The sequence below is a fragment of the Bifidobacterium oedipodis genome (genome assembly GCF_012932425.1).
In the GTDB taxonomy this organism is placed as follows: Bacteria; Actinomycetota; Actinomycetes; order Actinomycetales; family Bifidobacteriaceae; genus Bifidobacterium; species Bifidobacterium oedipodis.
The window spans coordinates 306,988-332,548 of sequence record NZ_JAAIII010000002.1; the positions used below are offsets into that span (position 1 = coordinate 306,988).

General features: G+C 59.2%; 19 protein-coding genes and 2 pseudogenes. 8 read left to right on the plus strand and 13 right to left on the minus strand.

All coding sequences use genetic code 11. The features are described 5' to 3' along the window. Positions 1–505: 505 nt before the first annotated feature. The 4 genes from G1C95_RS04545 to G1C95_RS04560 all read left to right on the plus strand — a co-directional run bounded on the left by G1C95_RS04545 (position 506) and on the right by G1C95_RS04560 (position 5,201). The gene (locus tag G1C95_RS04545; protein WP_169171758.1) at positions 506–1,558 is read left to right on the plus strand and encodes an inorganic phosphate transporter; all 1,053 of its coding nucleotides are present in this window, start codon (positions 506–508) and stop codon (positions 1,556–1,558) included. 88 nt (positions 1,559–1,646) lie between these two features. Continuing rightward, a complete protein-coding gene (locus G1C95_RS04550; protein ID WP_169171759.1) occupies positions 1,647–2,270 on the plus strand; it encodes a DUF47 domain-containing protein in 624 nt (207 codons plus the stop codon). 93 nt (positions 2,271–2,363) lie between these two features. Further along, complete coding sequence (ettA, locus tag G1C95_RS04555) at positions 2,364–4,040, plus strand: energy-dependent translational throttle protein EttA (RefSeq protein ID WP_169171760.1); 1,677 nt, start codon at positions 2,364–2,366, stop codon at positions 4,038–4,040. Between the two features lie 240 nt (positions 4,041–4,280). Further along, positions 4,281–5,201: an acyl-CoA thioesterase gene (locus G1C95_RS04560; RefSeq protein ID WP_169171761.1), complete on the plus strand. Its 921-nt coding sequence runs from the start codon at positions 4,281–4,283 to the stop codon at positions 5,199–5,201. A gap of 30 nt (positions 5,202–5,231) precedes the next feature. Here G1C95_RS04560 and G1C95_RS04565 read toward each other — a convergent pair whose 3' ends face one another. From G1C95_RS04565 to G1C95_RS04615, 12 genes and pseudogenes are all read right to left on the minus strand, one after another. Beyond that, positions 5,232–5,798, minus strand: a complete 567-nt coding sequence (locus tag G1C95_RS04565) for a DUF3180 domain-containing protein (RefSeq protein ID WP_169171762.1) — start codon at positions 5,796–5,798, stop codon at positions 5,232–5,234. A gap of 94 nt (positions 5,799–5,892) precedes the next feature. After that, positions 5,893–6,969: pseudogene (gene folK, locus G1C95_RS04570) on the minus strand (2-amino-4-hydroxy-6-hydroxymethyldihydropteridine diphosphokinase); the annotation flags it as partial. Positions 6,970–7,074: 105 nt separating this feature from the next. Continuing rightward, positions 7,075–7,437 (minus strand): annotated as a pseudogene (gene folB / locus G1C95_RS12775) (dihydroneopterin aldolase); the annotation flags it as partial. 102 nt (positions 7,438–7,539) lie between these two features. After that, positions 7,540–8,511 (minus strand): dihydropteroate synthase, encoded by a 972-nt coding sequence (folP, locus tag G1C95_RS04575; protein ID WP_417852253.1) that lies wholly within the window; start codon positions 8,509–8,511, stop codon positions 7,540–7,542. A 78-nt stretch (positions 8,512–8,589) separates the two neighbouring features. Continuing rightward, positions 8,590–9,237 (minus strand): GTP cyclohydrolase I FolE, encoded by a 648-nt coding sequence (gene folE / locus G1C95_RS04580; RefSeq protein ID WP_169171765.1) that lies wholly within the window; start codon positions 9,235–9,237, stop codon positions 8,590–8,592. A 110-nt stretch (positions 9,238–9,347) separates the two neighbouring features. Then, positions 9,348–11,456 (minus strand): ATP-dependent zinc metalloprotease FtsH, encoded by a 2,109-nt coding sequence (gene ftsH / locus G1C95_RS04585; protein WP_169171766.1) that lies wholly within the window; start codon positions 11,454–11,456, stop codon positions 9,348–9,350. A 3-nt stretch (positions 11,457–11,459) separates the two neighbouring features. Continuing rightward, entirely contained in the window at positions 11,460–12,017 is a 558-nt protein-coding gene (gene hpt / locus G1C95_RS04590; protein WP_169171767.1) for a hypoxanthine phosphoribosyltransferase, read from the minus strand. 66 nt (positions 12,018–12,083) lie between these two features. After that, positions 12,084–13,559: a D-alanyl-D-alanine carboxypeptidase/D-alanyl-D-alanine-endopeptidase gene (locus tag G1C95_RS04595; RefSeq protein ID WP_169171768.1), complete on the minus strand. Its 1,476-nt coding sequence runs from the start codon at positions 13,557–13,559 to the stop codon at positions 12,084–12,086. 143 nt (positions 13,560–13,702) lie between these two features. Further along, positions 13,703–15,370, minus strand: coding sequence for an ABC transporter permease (locus G1C95_RS04600; protein WP_169171861.1), 1,668 nt, complete (start codon positions 15,368–15,370; stop codon positions 13,703–13,705). Between the two features lie 20 nt (positions 15,371–15,390). After that, positions 15,391–16,239 (minus strand): ABC transporter ATP-binding protein, encoded by an 849-nt coding sequence (locus G1C95_RS04605; RefSeq protein WP_240947438.1) that lies wholly within the window; start codon positions 16,237–16,239, stop codon positions 15,391–15,393. Positions 16,240–16,372: 133 nt separating this feature from the next. Next, positions 16,373–17,596, minus strand: coding sequence for a glycosyltransferase family 2 protein (locus G1C95_RS04610; protein WP_169171770.1), 1,224 nt, complete (start codon positions 17,594–17,596; stop codon positions 16,373–16,375). After that, positions 17,596–19,194 (minus strand): AI-2E family transporter, encoded by a 1,599-nt coding sequence (locus tag G1C95_RS04615; protein ID WP_169171771.1) that lies wholly within the window; start codon positions 19,192–19,194, stop codon positions 17,596–17,598. Before G1C95_RS04615 ends, G1C95_RS04610 begins: the two co-directional genes overlap by 1 nt. 56 nt (positions 19,195–19,250) lie before the next feature. Here G1C95_RS04615 and G1C95_RS04620 point away from each other — a divergent pair, with 56 nt between their 5' ends. The 4 genes from G1C95_RS04620 to G1C95_RS04635 all read left to right on the plus strand — a co-directional run bounded on the left by G1C95_RS04620 (position 19,251) and on the right by G1C95_RS04635 (position 23,579). Next, positions 19,251–20,132 (plus strand): glycosyltransferase family 2 protein, encoded by an 882-nt coding sequence (locus G1C95_RS04620; RefSeq protein WP_169171772.1) that lies wholly within the window; start codon positions 19,251–19,253, stop codon positions 20,130–20,132. 140 nt (positions 20,133–20,272) lie between these two features. Continuing rightward, positions 20,273–21,382, plus strand: a complete 1,110-nt coding sequence (locus tag G1C95_RS04625; protein WP_169171773.1) for an alpha/beta hydrolase — start codon at positions 20,273–20,275, stop codon at positions 21,380–21,382. Beyond that, a complete protein-coding gene (locus G1C95_RS04630) occupies positions 21,337–22,920 on the plus strand; it encodes a phthiocerol/phthiodiolone dimycocerosyl transferase family protein (RefSeq protein WP_169171774.1) in 1,584 nt (527 codons plus the stop codon). Before G1C95_RS04625 ends, G1C95_RS04630 begins: the two co-directional genes overlap by 46 nt. Then, the gene (locus G1C95_RS04635; RefSeq protein WP_169171775.1) at positions 22,920–23,579 is read left to right on the plus strand and encodes a DUF6320 domain-containing protein; all 660 of its coding nucleotides are present in this window, start codon (positions 22,920–22,922) and stop codon (positions 23,577–23,579) included. The genes G1C95_RS04630 and G1C95_RS04635 overlap by 1 nt, the downstream gene beginning before the upstream one ends. A 512-nt stretch (positions 23,580–24,091) precedes the next feature. On the opposite strand, the gene fucO is transcribed toward G1C95_RS04635, so the two are convergent. Continuing rightward, positions 24,092–25,243 carry a lactaldehyde reductase gene (gene fucO, locus G1C95_RS04640; protein ID WP_169171776.1) on the minus strand — a complete coding sequence of 384 codons (1,152 nt, stop codon included), beginning with the start codon at positions 25,241–25,243 and terminating at the stop codon, positions 24,092–24,094. Positions 25,244–25,561 lie beyond the last annotated feature (318 nt).

Sequence of the window (25,561 nt, forward strand, 5' to 3'; positions counted from 1 at the left end):
GCGACGATGATGCCATAACAACGCATCATCACGCATCACAACCCCGGAATTATCAGCATAATTCGGAGGGCGTGATTTTCGTATATATCACGACCCTTGAAATACACGCATATCTGTGGGGCAGTGATGGGTGCTCTTTATCACTACCCCACAGATATCGCCATATTTCCACGGTTCTGATACGGCACGGCTATCACAACCCGCACATATGCCGATAATCCTGGGGTTGTGACAGAACGGAACAATCACTACCCCGCAATAATGCCGATATTTCGTAGGTTGTGACAACGAGGATTATCACAACCCAAGAAATACGTCGATAAAACGCCGGTCGTGACCACTGCGGATTCGCCGGATCCACCATTTACACTGTCATCCACGCCACCATCCACACTGTCATCGGCATGGTTCGACTTTCAACAGCGCGCCTACGTAGTTTCTCAGGTGAGGTTCAGGTAGACTCGATGTGTTCGTTGATGAAAACCGAGGAGTGTGAACCAACCCCGTGGACGTATCGATGATGCACTTCATCCAGCAAGTGCTTTCGAATCCAGCACTGCTGATGACCACAGTGCTGACGCTTGGCGTAATTTTCGTCAACGGCTGGACCGATGCCCCCAACGCCATCGCCACCTGTGTGACGACCCGATGCATGAAAGTGCGATCCGCCATCATCATGGCGGCCATATTCAATTTCCTTGGCGTGCTGATTATGACGCAGATCAATGCGTCGGTGGCCTCAACCATCAGCAATATGGTTGATTTTGGCGGCGACAGCCAATCAGCACTGATCGCATTGTGCGCAGCATTGTTCTCGATTGTGATCTACAGTGTCGCAGCCGCCCGATTCGGCATCCCCACTTCCGAAAGCCACAGCCTTATCGCCGGCCTTTCGGGAGCGGCAATCGCCATCCAAAGCGGCATTGCCGGCATCAATATGCACGAATGGGTCAAAGTGCTCTATGGCTTGGCGGCAAGTCTGCTGTTCGGATTCGGTATCGGCTGGCTGGTCTGCAAAGTCGTCACGGTGCTGTGTGCAGGGCTTGACCGACGTGGCGCCAACGGTTTCTTCCGATACGCGCAAATCGCCGGCGCTGCAGCCATGAGTTTCATGCATGGCGCGCAGGATGGTCAGAAATTCATTGGTGTGCTGTTCCTCGGCATGGCATTCTGCAACGGGCAGACCAGCGTGACCGGCGTGCTGATTCCCGTCTGGCTGATGCTGCTGTGCAGCGTGATTATGGGCTTGGGCACCAGCGTGGGCGGCGAGCGCATCATCAAGTCGGTCGGCCAGGACATGGTCAAGCTGGAAAAGTTCCAAGGCTTCTCCGCCGATCTTTCCAGCGCGTTGTGCCTGCTGCTGATGACGCTGCTGGGTATCCCCGTGTCCACCACGCACACCAAAACCAGCGCCATCATGGGCGTCGGTGCCGTCAAGCGCCTGTCGGCAATCAACTTTGGTGTTGTCAAAGACATGATGCTCACCTGGGTGTTCACCTTCCCCGGCTGCGGCCTGATCAGCTTCGTTATGGCCAAGCTGTTCATCTTGGTGTTCTAGACCGTTCTCAATCGTTCTTAACCACTCCCAATCGCAACGGCCACAACGGATGCGGCCGTGCACATCCCAATGAAAGGAACCATCGCCGATGGCAAAGATCAAAGACTCCTTCTATTTCGATTCCTTCGATAAAAGTTCGCAATATGCGCTGCAGGCCTCCACCATGCTGGATGAGCTGATGCATGACTTCAAGCCGGATGGCCTGAAGGAGCAGATCGACCGCATGCATGAGATCGAGCAGGCCGCCGACGGCGTGCGCCACAGCTTGGTGGATGCGCTGGTGACCGCGTTCATCACGCCCATCGACCGCGAGGACATCGCCGCACTCAGCGGCAGCCTTGATGACGTTACCGATGAGATCGAAGGTGTGCTGCACCGCATGTACTACGACAACATCACCGAAATCCGCCCCGAGGCGCTTGCGCTGGTTGATTTGTTGCGCAAATCCTGCAAGACGATGGCGAAGCTTGTCGCTCAGATGCATCATTTCAAGAAGGCCAAGAAACTGCGCAATCTCGTGTTCGAAATCAATCACATCGAGCAGGAGGCCGATGCGCTGTTCGTGGATGCCATGCGCACGCTGCACACCACTTGCGACGATCCGATGCAGGTATTCGCCTGGCATGAGGTCTTCACCCAGCTGGAGGAATGCATCGACGCCTGCGAGGAAGTGGCGGATGTGATCGACAATATCGTTATGAAGAACAGCTGAGGCCCCGCCGAAAAGTCTTCCACCGTTCACCCCTTTTGGAATAATGGGAATGTTTGACCGATTCCCTAATCCTGAAGAGAAACGGAAAGTATTGTGGCTGAATTCGTATTTCAGATGATCAAGGCGCGCAAGGCCTTCGGCGACCGCGTGATTTTGAACGACGTGACCTTGAGCTTCCTGCCGGGCGCGAAGATTGGTGTCGTTGGCCCTAACGGCATGGGTAAGTCCACGCTGCTCAAGATTATGGCCGGCCTTGAAACCGTCTCCAATGGCGAGGCGACGCTGACTCCGGGCTACACGGTGGGCATCCTGCAGCAGGAGCCGCCGCTGGACGACACGAAAACCGTGGGCGAGAACATCAAGATGGCCTTCGGCGAAATCGCCGAAAAGGTGGCTCGCTTCAATGAGATCGGCGAGCTGATGGCTGATCCGGACGCCGACTTCGACGCACTGATGGAAGAGATGGGCGCGCTGCAGAACGATATCGACGCCGCCAACGGCTGGGATCTTGATTCGCAGCTCGATCAGGCCATGGACGCACTGCAGTGCCCCGATCCGGACACTCCGGTGAGCGTGTGCTCCGGTGGTGAACGCCGTCGTGTGGCCTTGTGCAAGCTGCTGCTCGAAGCCCCCGATCTGCTGCTGCTCGACGAGCCCACCAACCATTTGGATGCCGAGTCGATTCTGTGGCTGGAGCAGTTCCTGCACCAGTACAAGGGCGCCGTTATCGCCGTCACCCACGACCGCTACTTCATGGACAATGTGGCCGAGTGGATCTGCGAGGTCGACCGCGGCCAGCTGTACCCGTACAAGGGCAACTACACCACTTATCTGGAGACCAAGGCCAAGCGTATGGAGATCCAGGGCGCCAAGGATGCCAAGCTTGCCAAGCGCCTGAAGGATGAGCTCGACTGGGTGCGCTCCTCCCCCAAGGCCCGCCAGGCCAAGAACAAGGCCCGTCTGGAACGCTACGACCAGATGGAGCAGGAGGCACGCAACAACAAGAAGCTCGACTTCTCCGAAATTCAGATTCCGGCCGGCCCGCGCCTGGGCTCCATGGTGCTCGAAGCCAACCATATTCACAAGGCCTTCGGCGATCGCGTGCTCATCGACGATCTGAGCTTCACACTGCCGCGCAACGGCATCGTGGGCGTGATCGGCCCCAACGGCGTGGGTAAGTCCACGCTGTTCAAGACCATCGTCGGACTGGAGCCGCTGTCGGGCGGCGAGCTGAAGATCGGCGACACCGTCAAGATCAGCTATGTTGATCAGAACCGTGCCGGCCTTGACCCGAACAAGAACCTGTGGGAGGCCGTGTCCGGTGGTCTCGACTTTATCGAAGTCGCCGGCGTGGAAGTGCCGACGCGTGCCTATGTGGCCAGCTTCGGCTTCAAGGGTTCTGACCAGCAGAAGCTCACCGGTGTGCTCTCCGGTGGTGAGCGCAACCGTCTGAACTTGGCACTGACCCTGAAGCAGGGCGGCAACCTGCTGCTGCTCGACGAGCCCACCAACGATTTGGATGTCGAGACGCTGGAGAGCCTGGAGAACGCGTTGATCCAGTTCCCGGGCTGCGCCGTGGTTGTCTCTCACGATCGTTGGTTCCTCGACCGTGTCGCCACTCATATCCTCGCATGGGAAGGCGATGACGACAATCCTGCCAAGTGGTACTGGTTCGAGGGCAACTTCCAAGCCTATCAGGAGAACAAGGTAGCACGTTTGGGTGAGGAGGCTTCCCGCCCGCACCGTCTGCACCGCAAGCTGACGCGCTAATTATTCTCACCGGTGCGGCGTGATTATTCGTACCCATGCGCCGGTAGCGCACAGCACCGCACAACGCAGCATTATGGAGTCCTCCCCACCTTGGGGAGGGCTCTTTGCATGCGTACATCTGATAACCCGCTGTTCACACTCCATACGTACTCGTTACAATTCGAGCCGTTTGCCTTTACCGGCATCGGGCTAAAGTAAAACTCATTGCACACATACATCGATATGTTCGAAGGAGCATTCATGACCCAGACAGACACCGTTACACCGTTGGAGCATCTGGTGAAAGTGCTGCACCTGGGCACTCCCTCCCCCTATCGTGACCACACGTACATCAACGGCGAAAGCCTGTACTTCCCCACCGGCCGCGTCTATGGCGGTCAGGTGATTGCCCAGTCGGTGGTGGCCGCCGCACGCACGGTTGATGTCGATCGTCTGCCCAATTCGATTCACAGCTACTTCATCACCGCCGGCGACATTCGCCAGGATGTGCTTTTCGATGTGGAAAATCTGCGCGATGGCCGCTCATTCTCGGCCCGCCGCGTGAACGTCACCCAGTCCGAGGGCCCGATTCTCACGGCCATCGTCAGCTTCCAGAAGCATGGCCAGTCCGGCGTGGAATTCAGCGACCCGATGCCGACCGATGTGCCTGATCCTGACAGCCTGACCTCCGCCAAGCAGCTGATGGAGCCATTTGCCGACCAGTCGCCGTTCGCGGACTATTATGCAACCAAATCCGCTTTCGATATCCGCCACGTCAGCAAAACCGTGATGCTCGGCTCCGATAAAAAGGCTTCGGCCGAAGACAGCGGCCATCAGCTGGTGTGGATGAAGGTTGACGGCCATGTCGATCTGCCGCAGCTGTGCCATCGTGCGATTATGGCGATGGGTTGCGATCAGATCATGATGGAGCCGATTGTTCGCCGCGCCGGCCTTAGCTTCATGACTCCCGGCATGTCGTATGCCACCATCGACCATTCGATTTGGTGGTATGCCGATGTGGATGTGAACGATTGGATGCTGTTCGTGCAGGATACATCGGTGGCCGGCCACGGCCGCGGTCTGGCCAAGGCCAAGGTGTATTCGCGCGACGGCAAACTGGTGGCGTGCATGGCGCAGGAGGCCATGATTCGCGTGCCGCAGACACCGGCCGCGAAAGCCTAAAGTATCGCAGCAGCGTTCTTACCGCTCGATTTACTCGTCGCGGCCAGTCATATTGGTTTGCGTTGTGCTGGTTGCATTTGCCGCCGGCACAACGCCCCGGCGCTTGGCCTTCTGCTTCATTTTGGGGTGTTCCGCACCTTCGGATGGCGGCAGTTGGCATAGCCATTCGCCAATAATGCCGATAATCATATCGGCCAAGCTCACCACCGCTGCGATGGCGCACTGCACAATCGCATCGTGATAGTACGCCGCTTCCATGTGGCTCAGACTCATCAGAATCTGCCCCACATACCAGCCGGTCAACGCTGCGCCCGCCAAGCCCAATGCCTTGGCCAGCACCAGCGTATATACGGCCACCGTAGGATTGACGAAGCTATGCGGCCGCTTCTTCGGATCAGTGTTCGCGTATTGATGCACTTGCAATGACAGCACCAGCACCGCCACGCCCAACAATGCCAGCAATCCGGCAACCAGCCAAGGCGTACCAATAAGTGACAGCCCGGAACTCTCGCCGTATACGGCCAATCCGGTTCCGGCCAGCAGGCCTATTGCCAGGGCAATCGCATATTGCCACCATGGGGTGCGTTTCGCCTTCATCCGGCCTCCTTGTTCGCTGCGTTCACGTGCGCTGACGCTGTATTAATGATGTATTGACTTGGGGTTACTGATGTTTGTTGTCCGTTGCGCTGGCTTACTGTTCGATAATCCAATGATCCGACAACATGCCCACCTGACCGGCGTCCGGTGCCATAGCCAGCAGGAAGGATACGGGATCGCCCGCCAGTGTGGCGTTCGGATCCATATCCATCCACGGTGCCAGCACCGAAGCATGTTCACGGGCCGAGGGCCAAGGCACGCGGCAGTGGGGTTCGTCGGCGCTCACGCCTTCCATATCCACCAGATCAAGGTCGATGGCTTTCTCATGAGTGGTTTCGATGGTGCCCAGTGCAGCGATCAGATCCGCTGCGGGCAGGTTGGTTTCCACCTGCACCACCGCGCTCATCGCATCCGGGCCATCAAAATGAGAGACGTGATACAGCGGTGAAATGCCCTGCACTTGTACGCCCGGAATACCATCCAGTGACACGATGGCCTGGCGGAACATACGTTCAGCGTCGGTGGAGGTGGAATCCATGGAGATTACGGCCGCACGCCACAGTGGAGTGGCAGATGCCGGCTGCTGGGCGGATGCTGCGGCTGGCGAACCGGTCTCCCCAGATGTTTGGACAGGCGCATCATCTGCCGGCGCGTTGTCGGTGTGGGAGGCGAGCATCCAATCCTCGCAATCCAGTCGCACGGCGTCACGGTCGGCGGCCTGTGCCAGCAAATCGGTAACCAGTCCGCCGTGTGCGCCGGCCAGCCGCGCATTGGGATTGAGCGCGTTCCATGGTGCCAGCACAAAGGCTCGCTGCCATGCGCGCGGGTGGGGCAGACATAGGTCGGGGTCGGCGCTGGTGACACCGTCAAAGTCGATGATGTCAAGATCCAATGGACGTGACTGCCAGTGATCCTCACGCACACGGCCATGTGCCGCTTCAATGCCTTGCAAAGCGGCGAGCAATTCGTGCGAGCCCATTGTGGTTTCGATTTCCACCACGGCGTTGAGAAAATCCGGTGTGCCATCGGCCATGCCCCATGCCGCAGTGCGATACAACGGCGAAATACCAGTTACTTGTGTGCCGGCCAATGCATCGATGTCGCGCACTGCCGCACGCAAAGTCTGGGCGACCTCGCCCACATTGCCGCCAAGAGCCACCACTGCATGGTGCAATGGCGGGATGTTCGATGCGGGCGCGCTATGCGCAGCTTCCGCACCTGTGCTGATGTCTGCGTTGCTTACAGCGGTATCTGTACCAGCTGCGGCACGGCCAGTCGTAGCGCGGGTGCGCGAAATACTGACGGCCACGTCGTCGAACGGTACGGTGATGGGCGCATGCGGCTTATGCACAGTGACGTCAACCGCGGTAACGGGTTCGATGTCAAGGATCCGGTCGGCGATCAGCTGAGCCAAGCGTTCGATCAGATCGACATGCGCACCTTCGATGACTTCGACAATCGCCTTGGCCGCGCGCCCATAATCAACGGTATCGTTCAATGCGTCGCTGCGCCCGGCTGCAGCCAGGTCAAGATACAGCACCGCATCCACGATAAAAGGCTGGGCGCGTTCATGCTCGAAATCGAGCACACCATGCGTGCCATTGGCACGCACGCCGGTCAGGGTGATGGTGTCGGTCATAATATGCTTCTTTCTGCCGATTCGTGTGCCCGATTGGTCCCTCGTCCCTCCATAGAGGAGACGCACTAGGCGCGGTGCTGCGAATGAACGGGCTGCTTGGGATTACTTGCTGTAGGCGCGCCAGATATTGCCGGCGATAACGGCTGCGCGGCTGCGCGGCACATCGTGCACGCGCACGGCCCATGCGCCATGCTCGGCGCACAGCGCAGACAACGCCGCGGTGACATTGTCCTTGGCTTCAAGATCCAGCGTCAGCCCGCTGGGAGCAGTCACATCATTCGCTGCTGCGCTATTCTCAGCCGGTGCCTGATAGCCGGCGTCGGTAAGCATCGCGCCGATGAAGCGCTTGCGCGACTGGCCGATCAGCACCGGGTAGCCGGATGCCCTAAACGTATCCAAGCCGACCAGCAACGGCAGATTATGTTCAATGCCCGGCTTGGAGAACCCTAGGCCCGGATCAATAACGATCCGTTCGGGCTGCACACCCACGGCCAGCACACCATCGACCTGATGCATAACCTCGTCGTAGACATCCTTGAGTACACCGTGCTCGTACACCGAGGTGTCCATGTCCGGCGTCGCGCCCTTGGAGCCGGCGAGCCAGCCACGCCAATGCTGCACGATATACAAGCAGTCATGGTCAGCCACGACGTGCGGCAATTCAGCATCCAGCGTGCCGCCGGACACATCATTGATGATCTGTGCACCTTCCTCAAGCGCGGCGGCGGCCACCGAAGCGCGCGTGGTGTCGATGGACAGCACTGGATTAGCCGGCATCAGGGCCTTTACCGCGCCGGTGATGCGGGCCAGCTCGTCGGCCTCGGAGACGCGCTTGGCACCAGGGCGCGTGGATTCCGCACCGATATCGATAATGTCCGCGCCGGCGGCCATCATGTCACGGCCATGGCGCACAGCGGCGTCCGGGTCGAGCCACAGGCCTCCGTCCGAGAAGGAATCCTCGGTGATGTTCAGCACGCCCATCACCATCGTGTTCGGATTGTCATGCAATGCTTGCAGATTCGTCATATTGTGTCCTTTGCCGCCGACCGGTCTTGAGCGACTGGCCGGCATCATAGTGGTTCGACTGCCGCCTTCATGTCTACACCTTAAATATCTGGGGCATCGCCTGCGGGCAGACTGGCAGGTTCACGTTCAACGGCTTTGCATAATCAGGCTCATGGCTTCGGCGCGGGTGGCGGGGTTGCGCAGCATTCCGCGCACCGCGGAAGTGACCGTGCGCGCTTCGGACTTCTTGACGCCGCGCATCGACATGCATAGGTGCTCGCATTCGGTTACCACAATCACGCCGCGCGCACCCGCATAATCGACCAGTGCGTCGGCGATCTGCTGGGTGAGCCGCTCCTGCACCTGCGGGCGACGGGCGTACACCTCAACCAGACGGGCCAGTTTGCTCAGGCCCATCACACCGTTCTTATCGGGAATGTAGCCCACATGCGCCACGCCATGGAATGGCAGCAGATGATGCTCGCACACCGAATACAGTTCGATGTTCTTGACCAGCACCAGTTCGTCGGTGGCCACGTCGAAGTGCTTCTCCAGCACGTCCGCGGGTGAGGCGGACAGTCCGGCGAATAGCTCCTTGGAGGCGCGGGCGATGCGATCCGGGGTGTCACGCAGTCCTTCGCGGTCGGGATCCTCGCCGATGGCCTCCAGGTACATGCGCACGGCTGTGCGCACGGCCTGTTCATCAACAGGATGTGCAACAGGATGCGGCCGGGTGGCCTGTTCCGTCACGCCCGATGCCACAGCAGCCGGCTGTGAGATATTCTCTTGCGTCATTATGCTCTCCCTCTACCGGTTTGCACCGGCTCCTTCACCTGCCATCACAGAAGACATGAGGCTCTACAAAAGTAAACAGGCCCGGCCTTGCGGCACGGGCCTGAATGGCGTTATTCGCCCGGTTGCATGCCCACCGAACGCTTCAGCGAATCGGGGATTTCGACCGGCGGCTTGTCAGAGTCGGGGCGCAGGTTGTTGGACAGCCACACCTCACGCTTCGGTGCTTTCTTCACGTTGGCGAAGATTGCAGCCAGCTCCTTTTCGTTCAACGTCTCCTTGACGAGCAGCTGACGCACAAGTTCGTCAAGCACGTCACGGTTCTCGTTGATGATGGTCCACGCTTCGGTGTGCGCGGTTTCCACAAGCTTCAACACTTCATCGTCGATCACTTCGGCGGTGCGGTCGGAGTACTTGCGCGGCTGCAGGCCATCCATCACGGTGGTCTGTTCGTCGTCATCCGCCCACTTGATTGCGCCAAGCTTGGTGGAGAAGCCGTACTGCGTCACCATGGTGCGGGCGATGGCCGTGGCCTTCTCAATATCGTTGGAGGCACCGGTGGTCGGATCGTGGAACACGATCTCTTCGGCGGTGCGTCCGCCCATCGCGTAGGCCATCTGGTCGAGCAGCTGGTTACGCGACTGCGAATATCGGTCGGCGGTCGGCATCACAGCGGTGTAGCCCAAGGCACGGCCACGCGGCAGAATCGTCACCTTGGTCACCGGATCGGTGTCGTTAAGGGCTGCGGCGACCAGCGCATGGCCACCCTCGTGGTAAGCGGTGTTGCGCAGCTCGTCGAGCGCCATGCCCTTGGACTTCTTCTTCGGGCCGGCCTGCACACGGTCGATAGCCTCGTCAATGGCACGGTTATCGATCAGCTGGGCACCGGCACGAGCGCACAGCAGTGCGGCTTCGTTAAGCACGTTGGCCAGATCGGCACCGGTGAAGCCCGGCGTGCGCACGGCGACCATATGCAAATCGACGTCCGGCACGAAGGGCTTGCCCTTGGCATGCACCTTCAGAATCGCCTCACGGCCTTCGAGATCAGGAGCGGCCACGCCCACCTGACGGTCGAAACGGCCCGGGCGCAGCAGTGCCGGGTCAAGCACATCAGGACGGTTGGTGGCGGCGATGATGATGAGGTTGGTGTCGTTGTTGAAGCCGTCCATTTCGACGAGCAGCTGATTCAGGGTCTGCTCACGCTCGTCGTGGCCGCCACCCATGCCGGAGCCACGCTTGCGGCCGACAGCATCAATCTCGTCGATGAAGATAATGGCCGGAGCATTCTTCTTCGCCTCGTCGAACAGGTCACGCACACGAGAGGCACCCAAGCCGACGAACATTTCAACGAAGTCGGAGCCAGCCATGGAATAGAACGGCACACCTGCCTCGCCTGCGATGGCACGGGCCAGCAGCGTCTTACCGGTGCCAGGAGGGCCATACAACAGCACACCGCGCGGAATGCGCGCGCCCAGCGCCTTGTATTTGGACGGATCTTTCAAAAAGTCCTTGATTTCTTCGACTTCGGCCACGGCCTCGTCCTCGCCGGCCACGTCGGCGAACTTGGTGGTGGGGGTCTGGCCTTCAAGCAGCTTGCCGGAGTTCTTCTTGCCACCCATGCCGAACATGCCCGAAGCACCGCCCATGCGGCTCATCAGGAACCAGAACAGACCGAAGAAAATCAGGAATGGCAGTATCGAACTGATCAGATAGCTGACCATGCTGGTCTGCTGAATATTCGAGGTCCAACCGCGCGACAGGTCGGCCTTCTCCACCGTCTGCGCCACCTGCGCACCTTGGGCGAAGGTGTAGTAGAACTGCACGTTCTTGCCGTAGTTGGTGGTTTTGCCGGTCTTCGAATCGGTTTTGCTGAAGTCGGCCTTCAGTTCAAGACGCACTACCTGCTTGTTGTCAGTGATTTCGGCGTAATCGGCCTTGCCGTCCTTAAGCAAGGCGAAACCATCCTTGGTGTCGATGGTTTTGGTGCCGGTTCCGGCGAACATCTGGAACATCAGCACGCACATAACCACCAGAATCGCGCCCCACAGCCACGGCGACTGCCAGACCGGGCGGTTCTCGTTGCTGTTGCCGTTGCGATTGCCGTTGTTGCCGCCATTGCCACGGTTGAACGGATTATTGAACGGGTTACCGTTATTTCTGTTGTTGTTCGGGTTATTCGGATTCGGGTTGTTCCCGTTTCCTGGCCCCTGGGGGAAACTCATGCGCTATTCTCCTTGGTACACGGACGGCTTGAGGACTGCGATCGAATCGAGGTTGCGGTAGCGTTCGTCGTAGTCGAGTCCGAACCCCACCACAAACTCGTCCGGAATCTCATAGCCGGAGTACTTCACATCCACATCCACCTCACGGCGGGAGGGCTTGCTCAGCAGTGCGAACACCTCCACGGAGGCTGCACCGCGGCGTTTCAGCTCCTCGACCAGCCATGCGAGCGTGCGTCCCGAATCAATAATATCTTCGACGATCAGAATGTGCCGGCCGCGAACATCGGCGCTCAAATCCTGGCGCACTACCACTTCGCCGCTCGACACGGTACCCGAACCATAGCTGGACAAGCTCATAAAGTCGATCTGCACCGGAATGCTTAAGGCCTGCGTGAACGCCACCAAGGTGTTCACTGCCCCCTTGAGCACGGCGATAACCAGCGGATTCTTGCCCGCGTAATCGTGGCTCACTTGGGCCGCGACCGTATGGATTATCGCGTCGATCTGTTCTTTGCTGACCAACTCGTGGTCGATATCTTCCTCAACATCAGCGATTCGCATGCGCTCTATCTTGGCATATGCGAATGACGTGTTTCTGGCAACTTGCTGAAGAAAGGCTGCAAGCTTTTACAGTTTGACCAGTGCGGTGATGAATGCGTCGATGGCGGCGCGGGCGGCGGTCATGTCGTCGGGATTATTGACGACGACGGCGAAAGCCAACGCCCCCCCGTTCGTGCGCGATACGTTGCCGGCCATCGAGGTCACGGTGCCGAGGCTGCCGGTTTTGACGCGCAGCAGGCCTGCCGCGTCATCATCCGTGTATCGGTTGGAGGCGGTGCCCGTAAGCCCCGACACTGACAGTCCTTCGGCTGCGGCCGCACCAGAACCGGCTTTAAGGTTATGCTGCTGCACGGCCACCAAGGTGCGCACGGTCAGGCTTGAGCCGTCCGACAATCCCGAGCAATCGGCCATGGTCAGGCCCGTGGTGTCGATGCCAAGCTGGTTCAGTGCGGCGCGAACCGCTGCTGTGGCACCTTTCGGCGAATTCTCCTGACCTGCAGCCAGCGCCGTGAGCCGGCCGAATTCCTCGGCCAACGTGTTATCCGAATGCCGCAGGGTGTAGGCCATGATTTCGGCCAAGGTGGCGGAGCTGACCGATGCGATCGGCGAAAGTCCGTCCGGCGCTGTGCCGGCCGATGGCTCCCCTTCCACTGTGATGCCCTGCTCGCCCAACAATCGCACGAATGTCGAAACCACGTCGACTGCCGTGTTCTGGGAAAGTTCCGGGTATCCGGGCGAGTCGTCCGGGTCGGCCGGCGCGGGCGTGTCAGCCGTATATTGGCGGCCACCGTCGATGGCCATTGACGAGACGGGCGTGGCATACATGGTGTAGCCGGCGTCCACCAACGCGTCAGGCAGTCGCACAGTGCCGAACAGGGTGTCGTCGTAGTGCAATCGCACGGCGGTAATGCCGCGCTGTGCGAGAGCTGCGGCCGTGGATTGCGCCAGCGATCCCAAGCCAGCCCTGCCGTTGGTGTGCTCCGGATCGTTGGTGCCGGCGGATAGTAGCATATCGCCGTTGCCTTTGATGGTAAGCACGTTGGTGCCGTCGGCGTTCTGGCTGAGGAAGGTTTGCGTGTCGAGCGTGGACGACATATCAAGCGTGGAGGATGCAGCCAGCGCGGTCAGCGTTTTCATCGTGGAAGCCGGCTCACGCGGGGTACCTGCCTCATGTTCGGCGGCCACATTGCCTTGAGCGTCGGTGATAATCACCGACGTGTCGCTGCCGACGCCCTCGGCGGTGAGCAGACTGTTCACCAGCTTTGCGGCAGCCTCAGAATCAATGGTTTTGGTGAGGTCGAGATCGCCGACGATAGTGCCCGCAGTCTTGGCTTGTTCGGGATCGCCGTAAACCGGCACCGATACGGCAGCGAGGGTGAGCGGGCCGGGAATCACGTCGGTAATGTCACCGATGCAATAGCCCACGAATAGGGCGATGGTGGTCAGCGCCGAAACCGTCACTACAATCGGACGACGCAGCACGCCGCGGGACCGACGTCTGGAAGAGCGACGCCCTCGGCGTGCAACCGCTGCGGATGCCAACGCTTGACTCTCCTTCGCTTGTTGTGCGTGTTTCGCTTGTTGTGCGCAACAGCCTACGGCGACGGATTGACCGCACCTGATCGCCCCTACTACTTCTATGGCTTGCTGCCGGTGTTGTTTGATTGTTTGCGGCTTGTATTCCGCTACTTCTGCAGCGAGGCAAACGACTCCAGGGTGGCGACGATTGCTACCATGCGCTCATCCAACAGTTTGCCGCCCAACCATATTCCCAAAACAAGGCCGCCAATGCCGTTGGCCAGCGCGACGACGGCAACAATCCACCCCATAGCCGCCACACCGGTAACCGCCAGCACGATGGCGACGATACCCGTGGGCAACATAAGCAGTATGGAGCCGAGCATATAGACCAGCGGGAAGAATCCCTGTGCCACAGCGCCGCCCTGCGGATTGGAGAACGGGCGGTCAATGGCTGGCACGGGATACATCAGCACCACGGATATCACTTCGGCCAGTCCCAGACCGGCATAGGCGCATCCTAATCCGGCTGCAGTGAAGGCAACGGCCATAGACAGAGTGTCAGGTGAACGCCAGTCGCCGGTGAACACCAACAAAGCCAACGCCAGCACCAACAGATAGACGGTGGCGAACACACCCTGCACGCGCACGCGGGCGAGACGGTCGTCCTTGCCTCTGACACCGGCGAGCACTTCCATGGCGAAGCCGCGACCGTCATAGGCCAGTCCGTTACTTTCGCAGAACATCATGAATACGCCGCCCCACAGCAGAGACTGCCACAAAATGGCGGTGATGCCGTGCTGTTGCAGAGCGAAAACGAATACGAACAGCAAAGGCATCAGCATGATCACTGATTGGCGTGGATCGTGGCGCAGATACGCGATAATACGGCCGCTAATCGCGCCGGAAACGCTGTCAGGCATATGGGCGAATACGCCAATGCCTCTGGTTTTGCCGGCCGAAGCATGCGTGGCACCAATGGTGAGGCGCTCATGTTTCAGGCACCAGGTGCTTCCCAGCAGGCACAGCCACCAGGTCAGGGCCAGAATAGCCAAGCGGATAATCAGCCCCGACCAATTGCCGTACAACACGTCGAATGGCAGTTGGAAGGCCGCACCCAAGGGCGTGAACGCCAATGCTCCGGCCAGTGCGTCGGCGGCAGCTGGATCGACGGCAAAGCCCGTACCGTTGACCATGACATTGGGCATCTGGCAGATGACGATGAACAGTATGATCACGATGATGTAGAACGCGTTCTTGCCGCGTTGCGAGGTGACCAGTGTGGTGGACAAGGCAATGACCAGTTTCGACAGGCTCATCAGCGTTATGATGGCCAGCGGTGCGGCGATAACAGCCGTTACCACCGCCCCCGCGCCCAGCCAACGGTAGGCGGGCGCGAACGCAATCAGCGCCAGAGTGGCGGCGATGGCTGGTATGCCGGCCAATCCTGAGGCCAGCAGGCCAAGGCTGAGTGTGCGATCGGCAATGCCATACAGCGCGAATTTGCCGGGGTTCATGGTTGAACCTTCGCCGATGTACATCACCTGCACCAATATCACGAACAGGGCGGCGCATGCACCACCAATCACCATGACGCAGCGGAATACCAGCAAAAACATCAGCATTCGCATCTGCATCTCAGGAACGCTGAGCGTTCCACGAGACAGCAGCGCAGGGCCTTCGCCGAGCACAATACCAGCGATACCAGCGCCAATAACCAATCCTGCCGCGAGCACCCAGCAGATGGCATAGCCAACGGTCTGCCACACCGATTTGCGCATGGCGGCGAAGGTCAGTGCCCAGCGCAAACGCACCAGGGTGAGCACTGGCTGCATGGTTTTTTGTATATTCCCCGTCATGCTTGCTGCTCCTGGGTGGTGGAGGCTTCATCCTGGCCACCGTCGAGCCAGTCGATTTTGGCAGCGGCGTGACGTCCGCCAACCAGTTGCAGGAATCGATCCTCTAATTCCTCGCCGGCCGCCACCTGTTCGACGGTGCCGGCCGCGCACACTTGCCCGTGATTGATAATCGCCACATGCGTGCACATCTTTTCGACCAGTGCCATCACATGGGAGGAGATGATCACCGTGCCGCCGGTGGCCGCATATTCGATGAGGATGTCTTTTAGATTCGCGCTGGAAACCGGATCGACGGATTCGAATGGCTCGTCGAGCACCAGAATGCGCGGGCTGTGAATCATCGCACAAGCCAGGCAGATCTTCTTGGTCATGCCGGAGGAATAGTCCATCACCATCGTGTTGGCCGCCTGCGCCAAGTCAAAGGCCGTCAGCAGGTCGTTGGCGCGACGCGTTACTTCGTCGCGGGGCATGCCGCGCAGCATACCGGCGTATACCAGCAGTTGCAGGCCGGTGAGTCGATCGAAAATCTGATCGACCTGCGGCATCACACCGATGGAGCGTTTGGCGCGGTTCACATCGCTCCATACGTCGGCGCCGAGAATCATTGCCGTGCCGGCATCGGGCTTAAGCAAGCCGGTGAGCATGTTGAGTGTGGTGGTTTTGCCGGCACCGTTGGGGCCGACCAGACCATAGAACGAGCCGACCGGAATATCGAGTGCCAGGCCGTTGACGGCGATATTGTTCTCGAAACGCTTATACAGGCCGCGGATTGACACGGCCGCAGTCGGATCCGGCGGGAAGAACGGCACGGGCTGTGCAGGCGGTACGGGTTGTGCGGGCGGCATAGCCTGCACAGGCTGGAATTGAACGGATGGCTGCGATGCGTCGTTAGTCATATTCCCAGCCTAGCCCATTGCGAACAATCCGGGCGGATTTGTCAATATTGTTTGCCCGCAGTTCATTCACTCCTTCGTTCATTCACCCCTTATGCTCGATGGGCTTCCATTGCGCTTTGGCGAAAATGGCTTGGAAGGAAATCGGCACATAGCTGAACATGTAGATCGGGAAGCTCAGCACATAAGCAAGCAGCTCCTTGTTGGTCGCGCCGATCTGGTCACGCTCCACGATGATGGTCAGGGCGGCCAATGCCATCATGCCCAGCACCGCCATCACAATCATGTTGATCCATCCGGATAGGGAGCCGAACTGGCTCGACCAAGTGACGAATCCGAAAGCGGCGAACAGCAATCCCAACACAGTACGGATGATGCCGAGCAGAGTGAACGGGCACAGCAGCAGTGTGAAATCGATGCAGGAGAAGTCACGTTCGCGCACCGCGCGTTTGATCAACGCGCTGCCGTAGTAGCGGAACACTTGCAGGAATCCCTTGCTCCAGCGCAGTCGCTGCCGCCAGCTTTGGGCGAAGCTGACCGGCTGCTCGTCATAGAGGATCGCGCTGCCGCAGTAGCCGATGCGGTCGCCGTGCAGAATTGAATCCATGGTGAATTCGAGATCTTCGGTCATCAGATGGAATTTCCAGCCCTTATTGCGGCGCATAACCTCCTGTGAGAACATGAATCCGGTGCCGCCCACATGGCACGACGAGCCGATAATCATACGTGAGTTCGACAGGAAGCGTGATTCGCGGATGAACCAGAGGGCCGAACCGGAAGACACCCAGTTGTCGTTGAGGTTCACCGAATTGCGGTAGCTGGTCAGAATCTTAAATCCTGACTGGAAGGCCTTGTTCATCTCTTCGAAGTAATGCTTGTCAAGCTTGTTGTCCGCGTCGAACACGAAAAACGCGTCATAGGGGTCGGCTGCACCAGATTCAATCATCGAGTTGAGCAGATAAGTCAGCGCATAGCCCTTGCCAATCAGTTCGGTGTTATGCCGTTCAATCACATTGCAATCAAGCGAACGAGCCACGTCGGCGGTGTTGTCGGTGCAGTTGTCGGCCACCAACCAGATGTCAATCAGACGCGACGGATAGGTTTGCGCACGAATCGAACCGATGAGGTTGGCAATCACCTTCGATTCGTTACGTGCGGAAATAAGCACCGCGTAACGCTTGTTCATTGGGGCGTCTGGGAAACGCACCGGTTTGGAGAACAGTCCGATCAGAATGCACGCACCCTGATACAGCATGCCGGCTGCGCCGACGATGAACAGCAAGACGTCGAGAACGCTCAGAATCGCCATCAGCGCCACCCGGCTCTCGGATTGCTCGAATTATTCTCGTTATTCTCGGCAGCTCGTTCGGCAGTGGATTCTTCAGCTTGTGCAGCTGAACCCTCACGTGCTTCGGCAGAACCGTTATCGTCGGTTGCGTCGCCGGCACCTTTCAGTCCGGCCAAACCGGCACCAGCGTTGCCGTGCAACACACCCTGGGGAATGGCCACCGTAGCGGATTCCTCATCATCGGATTCCTGCGCACCATCATGCGCAGGGATGCCGTACAGCTGTTCCTGCAAACGCCGAATCTCCTCGTCCATGGGCACGCGGCTGCTGGATCCCTTGGCGGCGCGCGGCATATGCTCACCGAACGGATGCATCACATGTTCACCGATCGCTTCGGTTGCCTCGACGATCTTCGACTTCTTCTCACCCACCGGATCGTTCATCAGCGGCGAATCAACCAGCTCATACCTTCTGGTGTAGGCGCGGAAAATAACCTGCAGAGAGGCGGTGATCGGCAGGGCAAGGAAGGCGCCAAGCGCGCCGAACAGCGAGCCGAAAGCCAGCACGGCGAGGAAGGCGATGGCCGCGTTGATATCCATGGTGCGCTGGGAAATGCGCGGGGAAAGAATCAGGTTTTCAATCTGCTGGTAGACAACGATGAACACCAACACCGCAACAGCGTACGGCCAACCCCGGTTGCCCAACGCGAACAGCACCGGCAAAGCGCCGCCGATATAGGTACCAACCGTGGGAATGAACTGGGAGACAACGCCGCAGAACAGTGCCAGCGGCAGCCAGTAGGGCACATGCAGCACCTCAAGGAATACTGCGGTGCAGGCGGCATTGATCAGCGCCAGAATCGAACGGGAGAACAGGAAGGATGAGATCTGATCCTGTGCCACGGTCCACACCAGCAGAAAACGGCGTTGGGTGGCAGGAGCGAGCCACTGGCAGAAGGAGCGGCGCATCTTGGGTCCGGACGCGGAAATGTAATAGGTGGTCATCACCACGGTCATCAGGTTCAGCAGGAAGGAGAACAGTCCGCCCACCGTGCTCAGCGCAGTGCCAGCAAAATCGGTGACCCACGAGGTTTGGATATTATTGAGGATTTCAGAACCGAGGCTGTTGATTTCCGGCGGCAGATGGAACGCGAAATATTGTTCGGTGAAATCGCGGATCTGATCATACATGGCCGGGATTCCGCGAACCATGGCGATCATCTGCTGCACGAACATGTTGCCGAACAGCGTCAGCAGTACGCAAATCACCACCGCGAGCATCACCAGCGAGAACGCGGAGGCAGCGCCACGCTTCCAGCCGTGGCTCACCAGCGACACCACCAGCGGTTCGACGGCGAGCGCTAGGAACAGAGAGATGATGATGTCGAGCACCAGGTAGGAGATGTCGCCCCACGAACGCCAGCAGAACGAGAACACGACGATGGCGATGGCCACATACAGCAGGGCGCGACCAAACCATTCCGGTGGGCGGCGTGAATCGCCCTTGGCGGGGAAGAGTGTGCCGAGGTCCAGCTTCTGTTCGTCGCCTTCGGCGGTGCCGGCGCTTGTGGCTGCCATTCGATCGCCTGTTGCGCGGTTTGCATATGCTTTTTCGCTCATGCCTTCCCATTGTAGCGAGGAGCGTGGCGTACACCCGGCTTTCTATTGTGGTAGGCATGCTCAACGTTTCGATTATCATTCCCGCGTGGAACGAATCCGAACGCATCCGCGACTGTCTGACCAATGCCACGCGCCAGACCGTGATGCCCCACGAGGTGTTGGTGGTGGATAACCGTTCAACCGATGATACCTGCGCCATTGTTGAACAGTTCATCGCCGAACACCCTGAAACGCCGGTGAAGTTGCTGCATCAGGATGCCGAACAGGGGTTGATTCCGACGCGCAACTATGGGTTCGACCATGCCACGGGCGATATTCTTGGCCGCGTGGATGCTGACTGCATGCTCAAGCCCGATTGGGTGGAGATCGTTTCCGGCGTGTTCACCGAGGATCCGCGCGCCATGGGTGCCACTGGACCGGTGACCTATTACGATATGCCGGCTCGCCACGCCTCACTGGCGGGCGACGATCATGTGCGTCGCCATTCCTATCGTGCCGACGGTGGCCAGGTGTTGTTGTTTGGTTCAAATATGGCGTTGCGTGCCTCCGCATGGCAGGCGATTCGCACCGAAGTGTGCCGTGATGTGGCCGATGTGATGCATGAGGATGTGGATCTGTCGCTGCACTTGTTGGGCCGTGATATGAAAACCGTGTATTGCAAGCGCATGATCTGTGGTATTTCCGCGCGTCGTATGGACACGTCCTTCAAATCGTTCCATACGTATATGAAGCGGTTCAAGAACACGTTCGAGGCGCACCCCGACCATTGGCGCAAGCATAAGTCGGAACATACGCTGTACATGATGTACCCGTGGCTGCGCGCGTTGTATCCCGTCTACCAGCAGCTGTTGGAATTACGCGATATCAATCCCGCTGAGCGCATGTGGTTCGAGGAACAAAGCGAACTCGCCGAGCGCGACGATATCAAACTCGATTAGTGTTCAGGCCGGCCGTTGACCCCGGTCGGCGGCCCTAATCGGCAGCTCCTCCCCCGTCGGTAACCAGTAACCGACAACCGACCAAATCCCGGCCCGCAACCCGACTGGCCGACAACCAACAGATACTACCGAAAGACCACATGCCCATCAACAAAGCGATTATGGCCGCTATGAAGGCCGCCAGCAGGCTCAAGCCCGAAGCCACTAAAGCCTATCGTCTCCAACGCACGCTGGAAGATGTGGCCTCATGGCTGGCCGCGCCGGATCCCCGCTGCCTGGTCAGCGACATGTCCGTTGAGATGTCGGATAACCATCGGGTACCGTTGCGTCTGTTCATACCGCGAGAACAAGCGACGCGCGGTCTGATCGTCTTCTTCCACGGAGGCGGCTGGGTGACCGGCAGCGCGCAGTTGTATCACGACTGCTGCGCACGCATGGCCGTGGAAACCTCTCGTCGTGTGCTATCCGTGGATTACCGCCGCGCACCCGAACATCGTTTCCCGATACCCGCCGAAGACTGCTATGAAGTGGCTCGACGCATCTATGCGGGCGAGCTGCTGGGCGATATGCCGGAAGATGACATCGTATTGTTCGGCGACAGTGCCGGTGGCAATCTGGCAGCTGTGGTGTCGCTGATGGCCAAGGATCGTGGCGATTTCACTCCACGCACCCAAATCCTGCTGTATCCGGTGGTGGGCAACGACTATTCCGACGATTCCCCATTCGCCTCGGTGCAGGAGAATGGCAAGGATTATCTGTTGACCGCGCAGGATATGGCCGGTTACTTGGATTTGTATGCGTCCTCGCCCAACGATCTCACCAACCCTTATTTCACCCCGTTATGCGCCGATGATTTGAGCGGCCAGCCGCGCACGTTGATGATGTCGGCCGAATACTGCCCGCTGAGGGATGAGGACGAGGCGTATGCGCAACGCTTGGCCGAGGCCGGTAACGATGTGCAATGCTATCGGATCCATGACGCCATCCATGGCTATTTTCTGCAGCCGGCGATGGGCGGACTGATTCGCGACACCTATCGTCTCATCCGGCATTTTCTCGATGGTGAACCGCTGTCTAGCGATGAATCCTCACTGGGCAGCGAGACTGTGTCTCATACCGAATCGTCGGCTGATAGCGAGCCTTCATCCGACATCGATTCATCGCGCGGCGTTGACGACAGTGGCACCAAAGGAGGCGATGAGCCATGGCGCACGATACTGATCGCCGACCACGCAACTGGTATCGACTAGACAACGTCGGCAAATTCTATTCCTCACAGGCCGGGCGTTCCGCGCAAACCGTATTCCGGTACGCGGCCACGATGAGCGAGCCCGTGAACCCGACGGCGCTGCAAACCGCGTGGGAGCATACGATCGCCGTGTTCCCCAGTTTCAACGTTCACCTGCGCAACGGTTTTTTCTGGCACTATTTGGAGCAATCGGAACGCACGCCCGCGGTCGAGCCTGAACGGCACCCCATATGCGCGAGGCTGCATACCGGCCCCGACAGTCCCCTGCTGCGCGTCAGCTATTATCAGGCGCGCATCAACCTTGAGGTGTCGCATATGATCGCCGATGGACGCGGTGCGTTGGTATTGTTCAAGGCCCTGCTGCACGAGTATGCACACGTGCGCTACGGTATTGAGGCTGCGGCGGCGGGATTGGACGGTTCCGCCGCGCAAAAGGCTGAGGATGGGTTCGCCAAATTCTACGATCCGTCCGACGCCACTGCGGCACGGCATCATCGCGATGCTGATGCTGGTACTGATACTGCTGCCGAGGCTGACGGGAAGTCTACCGAGGGCTCTGCCAACGACTCTCCCGCTTCTGCCAACAATGCGAATGCACAACAGAGCACGACGGACGGTGGCGTATCGAACGCTCACAAGCCGCGACTGTATCGCATCGCCGGCCTCCGGGATCGCACTCGCCCCACTTTTATGGAATGTCATCTTGATGTGCGGGCCGCACTGGGCATCGCGCATCGCATGGATGTGACGCTGACCGCGCTGCTGGTGGCGGCCATTATCGGTGCCATCCGGGATTCCATGCCCCGGCGGCAACGCAATCGTGCGATTCGGGTGGATATTCCCGTCGATCTGAGAGCTTTCTTCGATTCGCGCACCGTGCGCAACTTCTTCGGTCTGACCTTCGTCGCCTACACGCCGGGCGACACGGACGAATCATTGGAAACCATCGCACGGCGCATCAACACACAGCTCGCGGCAGCCGTGGTGCGCGAGCGCGCGGTGACACACACGAACCGCATGATCCGACTGGAACGCAATCCGCTGCTGCGCCTGTCGCCCTCCCCCGCCAAGGATCTGGTGCTGGAGCTGGCCAGTCGTATCGTCGCCGCCAGCACCACAACCACCATGTCGAATATCGGGCGTGTGCGTTTGGACGATGCCATGGCACCGTATGTGCGCGACTTGAACGTGACCACAACGCCGGAAGGCCTGAATTTCATGGCTTGCTCCTACGGCAATGACCTGAGCATCGGAATTTCCACGTCGCTTGCCGATCTTGACGCCGTGCGCGGCCTATGCCGCACCCTCACCGGACTGGGATTGCAGGTGCGCATGCATATCGCCGGTGCCGAAGCGCAACATGCCGGCATCATGGACGGTGCAGCGGACACAACGGACGATACGAACGGCATAACGACCACGTCGAATGCAACAGCCAAACCATCAAGCAATGCATCATGCGCAATGAATACTACAGACGCAACAGACAACGCAACGCGTGGCACAGCAAATGGTCTGCCTGAGAAGGAGCGTGCGTGATGAGACATTGCCCGGCCTGCAATATCGATTTCACCGGACCACTGGCCCGCTGCCCGCTGTGCCAATCCGCATTGTCTGGCCCGGCGTCACCTTCGCCCTTCCCTGAACAAAACCGCTACTTGCGCCCACGACGGCTGGCCGCCGCCATCGTCCTGTTCGTCTTCGGCGTGGGCACACTGCTGCTGGTGTTTCTGGGCACGCTGTTCGCCATGCCCATCGACATGTTGATGGCCTCGTGCGTCACACTGGTCGTAGCCTGGTTGGTAACGAATAATGCGATTGTGCATGCACCCGACCCACTGCGTGTGCTGTGCCGGCTCCTATTGGTGCTGCCATTGGTGGCGTTGATATGGTTCATAGCCACCCGGCAGGCCGTGGTGCCTGAATTCGTGATGCCGATTGCCTCCATGGTCACGTTGGCATTCGATGTGGTGCTGTGGATAGTGTTGCGGCGACGTTTTGTGGAGCGCTACGCCAAATACGCACTTATGACCATCGTGCTCGCGCTACTGCCTTGGGCGATGACATGGTTCGGTGTTGTGCCGTGGGATTTGCTGGCACGCATCAGCGCACTATGCGCCGCAATCGTACTGCTGGCCTTGCTGGTCTTCGCCGGGCGCGCACTATCAGCCGAATCACGCCGCCTATTCGCCGCCTAACGTCCATACAGACTGACTGCTCCATAAGTTTGCCCCTAGCGGACGGCACTTTTCACAGAACTTTCCGCAATAAGTGCCGCAAGCAAGCTAAAACGTGGCTCCTCGCGGCACTTTTCGGATAACCTTCCGCAATAAGTGCCGCGAGCGCGCCAAAATACGCCTCCTCATGGCACTTTTTATAGAATTCCCACAATAAGTGCCTCCAGAAAGCACCAAAGTACCGTCTTGAGGCACTTCTTAGGGGAGCAACAAGTTGCCGACTGGCAACAGCTGTATGATCACTACATCACGCGATATCAGAATGACTAGCTGCAGTGCTGTGTCGTTGTTGACATACGCGACGAGGTTGGGCGGTTGCAATGAACCGTCCAACCTCGTTGTTTGTCTGTGCTCAGTCAGGGCCTGAGATCCCTCGACTTCGCTTGCGCTCCGCTCAGGATGACGGGATTCTTTTCCGTCATCCCATGGTCTTCTTTTCTGTCATCCCGAGCGGAGTCGAGGGATCCCTGTGGTTACATGAGGCTTTCGTAGATGGCGTGGATGTCCTCGAGGGTGGCCTGGCGGGGGTTGCCGGGGGTGCACACGTCCTTGAACGCGTCCTCGGACAGGCCGTCGATGTCGGCCTCGGTGGCGCCAACCTCAGAGATCCTGGTCGGGTTGCCGAGCCTGACCGTCAGGTCCCGCACCGCGGCGACCGCGGCGTTGCGCGCGTCCTCGAGCGGCATGGTGTACGCGCCTTCGACGCCGAACGCGTCGGCGATGTCGCGGAACTTCTCGCCCGTGTAGTCCTTGTTGTAGTCCATCACCGGGGCCAGCAGGATGCCGTTGGCCACGCCGTGCGCCACGCCCAGCCGGCCGCCGAGCGGGTGGGCCATGCCGTGCACCAGGCCCAAACCGACGTTCGAATACGCCATGCCCGTGATGTAGGAGGCGTACGCCATCTGCTCGCCGGCCGGCACGTCCCCGTCCGCGCTCTTGGCGAGGTTCCTCGCGATCATGCGGATGGTCTGCATCGACAGGCAGTCGGACAGGCTCCACGCGCCCGGCGTGATGTACCCCTCGATCGCGTGGGTCAAAGCGTCCAAACCGGTGGCGACCTTCAGGCCGCGCGGCATCGAGTCGGTCAGGTCGGGGTCCACGAACGCGACGATCGGGATGTCATGCGGGTCGACGGCCACGAACTTGCGCTTGTTCGCGGTGTCGGTGACCACGTAGTTGATGGTCGTCTCCGAGGCGGTGCCGGCGGTGGTGGGCACGCCGAAGATCGGCACGCTCGGGTTCTTCGTGTCGGCCACGCCCTCCAGGGAGAGCACGTCGGAGAACTCGGGGTTCGCGGTGATGATGCCGATGCCCTTGCACGTGTCCTGCGGGGACCCGCCGCCCAAACCGATCAGGAAGTCCGCGCCCGAGGCGGCGAACCTCTCGACGCCGTCCTTGATGCACTCGACCGGCGGGTTCGGCTTGACGTTGTCGAACACCTCGTAGGGCATGCCGGCCTCGTCGAGCACGCCGGTGACCTTCCCCACGGTGCCGGTCTGAAGCAAGACCGGATCGGTCACGATGAACGCCTTCGTGAAGCCGTGCGCCTTCGCCACACCCGGGATCTCCTTGATCGCGCCGCGACCGAAATACGCCGTCTGATTAAAAATCATGCGATACACCATATGGTTCCTCCTTCGGAACAACTACCTGTCATTTTGGTGTGAACGCCGGCCTACTATGGCTCGGCAACCCACTGGTTCCATAGTGTAACGCGCTTTTCCTCGATTTGCCGCACACTACGCCAAAGATGACAAACCATCCCTATATTTGGGATGAACAATCGTCAATATTGACGAACAGACTACATATGACAATGCGGCGGACGATTCTTCACTAATCGTCCGCCGCATTCAACATTCCATATAGGCGTCACCGTGTGCCGGCCATCAACATATCGCTGACTTGCTACCAGCTTGCCATCTATTGACCGCCAACTCGCT

Coding starts and splice junctions, on each gene's coding strand:
- G1C95_RS04620 (WP_169171772.1), top strand. CDS start 19,251: ATGCTCAACGTTTCGATTATCATTCCCGCGTGGAACGAATCCGAACGC.
- G1C95_RS04550 (WP_169171759.1), top strand. CDS start 1,647: ATGGCAAAGATCAAAGACTCCTTCTATTTCGATTCCTTCGATAAAAGT.
- ftsH (WP_169171766.1), bottom strand. CDS start 11,456: ATGAGTTTCCCCCAGGGGCCAGGAAACGGGAACAACCCGAATCCGAAT.
- G1C95_RS04625 (WP_169171773.1), top strand. CDS start 20,273: ATGCCCATCAACAAAGCGATTATGGCCGCTATGAAGGCCGCCAGCAGG.
- fucO (WP_169171776.1), bottom strand. CDS start 25,243: ATGGTGTATCGCATGATTTTTAATCAGACGGCGTATTTCGGTCGCGGC.
- G1C95_RS04630 (WP_169171774.1), top strand. CDS start 21,337: ATGGCGCACGATACTGATCGCCGACCACGCAACTGGTATCGACTAGAC.
- folP (WP_417852253.1), bottom strand. CDS start 8,511: ATGATGCCGGCCAGTCGCTCAAGACCGGTCGGCGGCAAAGGACACAAT.
- G1C95_RS04565 (WP_169171762.1), bottom strand. CDS start 5,798: ATGAAGGCGAAACGCACCCCATGGTGGCAATATGCGATTGCCCTGGCA.
- folE (WP_169171765.1), bottom strand. CDS start 9,237: ATGACGCAAGAGAATATCTCACAGCCGGCTGCTGTGGCATCGGGCGTG.
- G1C95_RS04605 (WP_240947438.1), bottom strand. CDS start 16,239: ATGCCGCCCGCACAACCCGTACCGCCTGCACAGCCCGTGCCGTTCTTC.
- G1C95_RS04635 (WP_169171775.1), top strand. CDS start 22,920: ATGAGACATTGCCCGGCCTGCAATATCGATTTCACCGGACCACTGGCC.
- G1C95_RS04560 (WP_169171761.1), top strand. CDS start 4,281: ATGACCCAGACAGACACCGTTACACCGTTGGAGCATCTGGTGAAAGTG.
- G1C95_RS04610 (WP_169171770.1), bottom strand. CDS start 17,596: ATGGCGATTCTGAGCGTTCTCGACGTCTTGCTGTTCATCGTCGGCGCA.
- G1C95_RS04615 (WP_169171771.1), bottom strand. CDS start 19,194: ATGAGCGAAAAAGCATATGCAAACCGCGCAACAGGCGATCGAATGGCA.
- G1C95_RS04600 (WP_169171861.1), bottom strand. CDS start 15,370: ATGCAGCCAGTGCTCACCCTGGTGCGTTTGCGCTGGGCACTGACCTTC.
- hpt (WP_169171767.1), bottom strand. CDS start 12,017: ATGCGAATCGCTGATGTTGAGGAAGATATCGACCACGAGTTGGTCAGC.